The organism is Luedemannella flava, assembly GCF_039528515.1.
Lineage (GTDB): Bacteria > Actinomycetota > Actinomycetes > Mycobacteriales > Micromonosporaceae > Luedemannella > Luedemannella flava.
This window is the reverse complement of sequence record NZ_BAAALT010000354.1, coordinates 1-3,132: the sequence shown is the minus strand read 5'-3', so window position 1 is coordinate 3,132 and position 3,132 is coordinate 1. Positions and strand designations below refer to the sequence as shown.

Genomic DNA, 3,132 nt, shown 5'->3' with positions numbered 1-3,132 from the left:
TGCGCCCGCGCCGGGATGCCGCACCGGGCGCGCGTCGTCGTCGTGGCCCGCGACCGGGCCGGCGGCTCCGTCGCGGAGGCCGCGTGGCGGCGGGCGGAGTCCGTCCGCGCCGAGCACGTGGTGCTGCTGCCCGACGCCGAGCCCTGGCTCGCCGACCGGCTGGCCGAACCCGCGACGGACAGGTGCGCCGACGGGCGGGTCATCGTCGTCCTGGGTGGGCGCGGCGGCTGCGGCGCCAGCGTCCTGGCCACCGCACTCGCCATCACGGGCCTCAAGCAGCGACGGGCCACGCTCCTCGTCGACGCCGACCCGCTCGGCGGCGGGGTCGACCTCGTGCTCGGCTGGGAGGAGCGCGAAGGGCTGCGCTGGCCGCAGTTGGCCGAGGCGAGTGGCCGCGTCCACCCGCCCGCGCTGGTCTCGGCGCTGCCCAGCATCGGCAACCTGGCCGTGCTCTCGTTCGACCGGGGCGGCGTCGATGGCATCCCCGCGGCCGCGATGGCCGCCGCGCTCGACGCCGGCCGGCGCGGCCGCGACCTGGTCGTCGTCGACGCGCCGCGCTACTTCGACGACGCCGCGCGGTACGCGCTGACCGCCGCCGACCGGGCGTACCTGCTCGTGCCGGGGGATCTGCGCGGATGCGCGGCGGCCGCGCTGGTCGCGGCCCAGGCGGCGCGGCACTGTCCCGGGCTCGCCGCCGTCGTGCGCGGGCCCGTCCCGGGGCGGGTGAGCGCCGCGGACGTCGCGGGCGTGCTCGGGCTTCCGCTCGCTGGGGTGATGCGCACGGAGCCGAACCTGGCCCGGTCGCTGGAGCGCGGCGAGGCGCCCGCCGGATCGGGGCGAGGGCCGTTGGCGCAGCTCAGCCGCCGGTTGCTGGCGGAGGTGTTCGCGTGAGTGAGCGTCAGCGAGCGAACCATCGGCTCAGTAGGAGCTCATGCCGATGCCGGAGCGCAGCGGAGGTGGCGGCATGAGCGCGCGACCCCGGCCTGATCTGGTGGATCGCGTGCGGCGGCGGCTCACCGTGACCGAGACCGGGGTGACCAGGTCGGCGGTGCTCGGGGCCGTGCTCACCGAGCCGGGGCAGGCGCCGCTGGGCAGCGCCACGCTGCGGCGGGTGTCCGACGGGGTGTTCGCCGAGATGGCCGGCGCCGGGCCGCTCGCCGACCTGCTCGCCGAACCCACCGTGACCGACGTCGTCGTCAACGGCCCGGCGGAGGTGTGGGTCGACCGGGGCGCCGGCATGGTCCGCACCGACGTCACCTTCCCCGACGCCGCCGAACTGCGCCGGCTCGCGCAGCGCCTCGCCGCCGCCTGCGGCCGGCGCCTCGACGACGCCGCGCCGTTCGTCGACGCGCACCTGCCCGACGGAAGCCGACTGCACGCCGTTCTCCCGCCGGTCGCGGTCCGTGGGCCATATCTTTCCCTGCGTACGTTCCGGCAGCGCGCGTTCGGGCTGGCCGAGCTGGTGTCGACCGGGTGCGTGGCGCCGGCGGCCGCCGACCTGCTGCGCGCCATCGTCGCCGCGCGACTGGCCTACGTCGTGTCGGGCGGGACGGGCACCGGGAAGACGACCGTGCTCAGCACGCTGCTCGGGCTCGTACCGCCGCACGAGCGGATCGTCGTCGTCGAGGACGCCGCCGAGCTGCGCCCGCCGCACCCGCACGTCGTCGCCCTGCAGGCCCGCGACGCCAACGTGGAGGCCGCCGGCGGGGTGGCCCTGCGCGACCTCGTCCGGCAGGCGCTGCGGATGCGCCCCGACCGGCTCGTGGTCGGCGAGTGCCGGGGCGCCGAGGTCGTCGACATGCTGGCCGCGCTGAACACCGGCCACGAGGGCGGCGCGGCCACGCTGCACGCCAACACAGCCGCCGACGTGCCCGCCCGGCTGGAGGCCCTGGGTCTGCTCGGCGGGGTCCCCCGCGAGGCGTTGCACGCGCAGATCGCCGCCGGCCTGCAGGTGGTGGTGCAGCTCGGCCGGGTCGACGGCCGCCGGGTCGTCTCGGAGATCGGGGTACTCGCGGCGGGCCTGCCCGTCCGGGTGGTACCCGCGTGGCGGCGCGCCGACGGGCCCGGCCCGGCCGCCGCCGCCCTCGCCCACCTGTTGCGTGCCCGGGGCGGGTGGGACGGCCCGACGACCGGGATCGCGGCCGGGCCGGGCGGGGGCCCGGCGTGACCGGGCTGGCGTGGGTGGCGGCCGCCATCGCGGTGGTCGCCTTGTTGTTGCTGGTGACGTTGCCCGGGCGCGTCCGTCGGGCCCGGTGGCGCGCGCTTGCCCGCCGGCTGAACCGGACCGGAAACGTTGATGAACCGGCCGTTGTGCCGGCGTCGCGGCCGGAGCGCGGTTCGGCGGTCACACGCGTCCGTGCCCGGCTTGCCGACCTGGCGCCGGGCGGTGTGCGTCGCGTCGCGGTGGTTACCGCCCTGGCGGGTGGCGGGCTCGTCGCGGCAACGGTCGGGCCGGTCGCGGGCGTCGTCGTCGGGGTCTACGCGGCGGTCGGGTCGGTCGCCGCCGCCCGTACGGCGCGGGCGAAGGTCGCCGCGCGGCGGTTCGACCGGGCCGTCGACGGGGTCGCGACGCTCGCCGCCGAACTGCGCGCCGGGGTCCCGGCCGAGGTCGCCGTGCGCGACTGCGCGGCGGAGCTGACCCGGGACGTGGGCCACCGGGTGGCGGCCGCCGTGACGCTCGCCGAGCGTACGGGCGCGCCGTTGGCGGCCGTCCTCGACCGCCTCGACCAGCAACTACGGGCCGCGCTGCGGCTGCGGTCCACGGTCGCGGCGCAGGCCGCCGGGGCGCGGGCGAGCGCCTGGCTGCTCGCCGTCCTGCCGCTCGCCGGGGTCGCTCTCGGGCCGGTCATGGGCGTGTCGCCCGGCGCCGTCCTGCTGGGTACGCCGCTCGGCGCCGGGTGCCTGCTGGGCGCCGTCGCGTTGCAGCTCGGCGGGCTCGCGTGGGCCGCCCGGCTGGCCCGGCCCCGTGGGGTCACCCCATGAGGTGGCGCGTGCCGGCCGGGGTCCTCGCCGGCGCCGGGCTCGGGTACGGGCTCGCCGGGTGGGCCGGCCTTGCCGGCGGTGTGGTCGTCGCCGCGGTCGCGCTGGCGTGGCTGGCCCGGCAGGAGCCCGCCGCCGTGCGGGAGGAGCGGG

The 3,132-nt window shown here is 78.8% G+C and carries 3 protein-coding genes; all 3 read left to right on the top strand.

What is annotated here, in order from left to right; translation table 11 throughout:
• On the top strand, positions 1-891 hold an 891-nt coding region (gene ssd / locus ABD211_RS33315; protein ID WP_344140545.1), incomplete at its 5' end, for a septum site-determining protein Ssd.
• Between the two features lie 73 nt (positions 892-964).
• The gene (locus ABD211_RS33310) at positions 965-2,167 is read left to right on the top strand and encodes a TadA family conjugal transfer-associated ATPase (RefSeq protein WP_344140543.1); all 1,203 of its coding nucleotides are present in this window, start codon (positions 965-967) and stop codon (positions 2,165-2,167) included.
• Positions 2,164-2,982 (top strand): type II secretion system F family protein, encoded by an 819-nt coding sequence (locus ABD211_RS33305; protein ID WP_344140541.1) that lies wholly within the window; start codon positions 2,164-2,166, stop codon positions 2,980-2,982. Before ABD211_RS33310 ends, ABD211_RS33305 begins: the two co-directional genes overlap by 4 nt.
• Positions 2,983-3,132 lie beyond the last annotated feature (150 nt).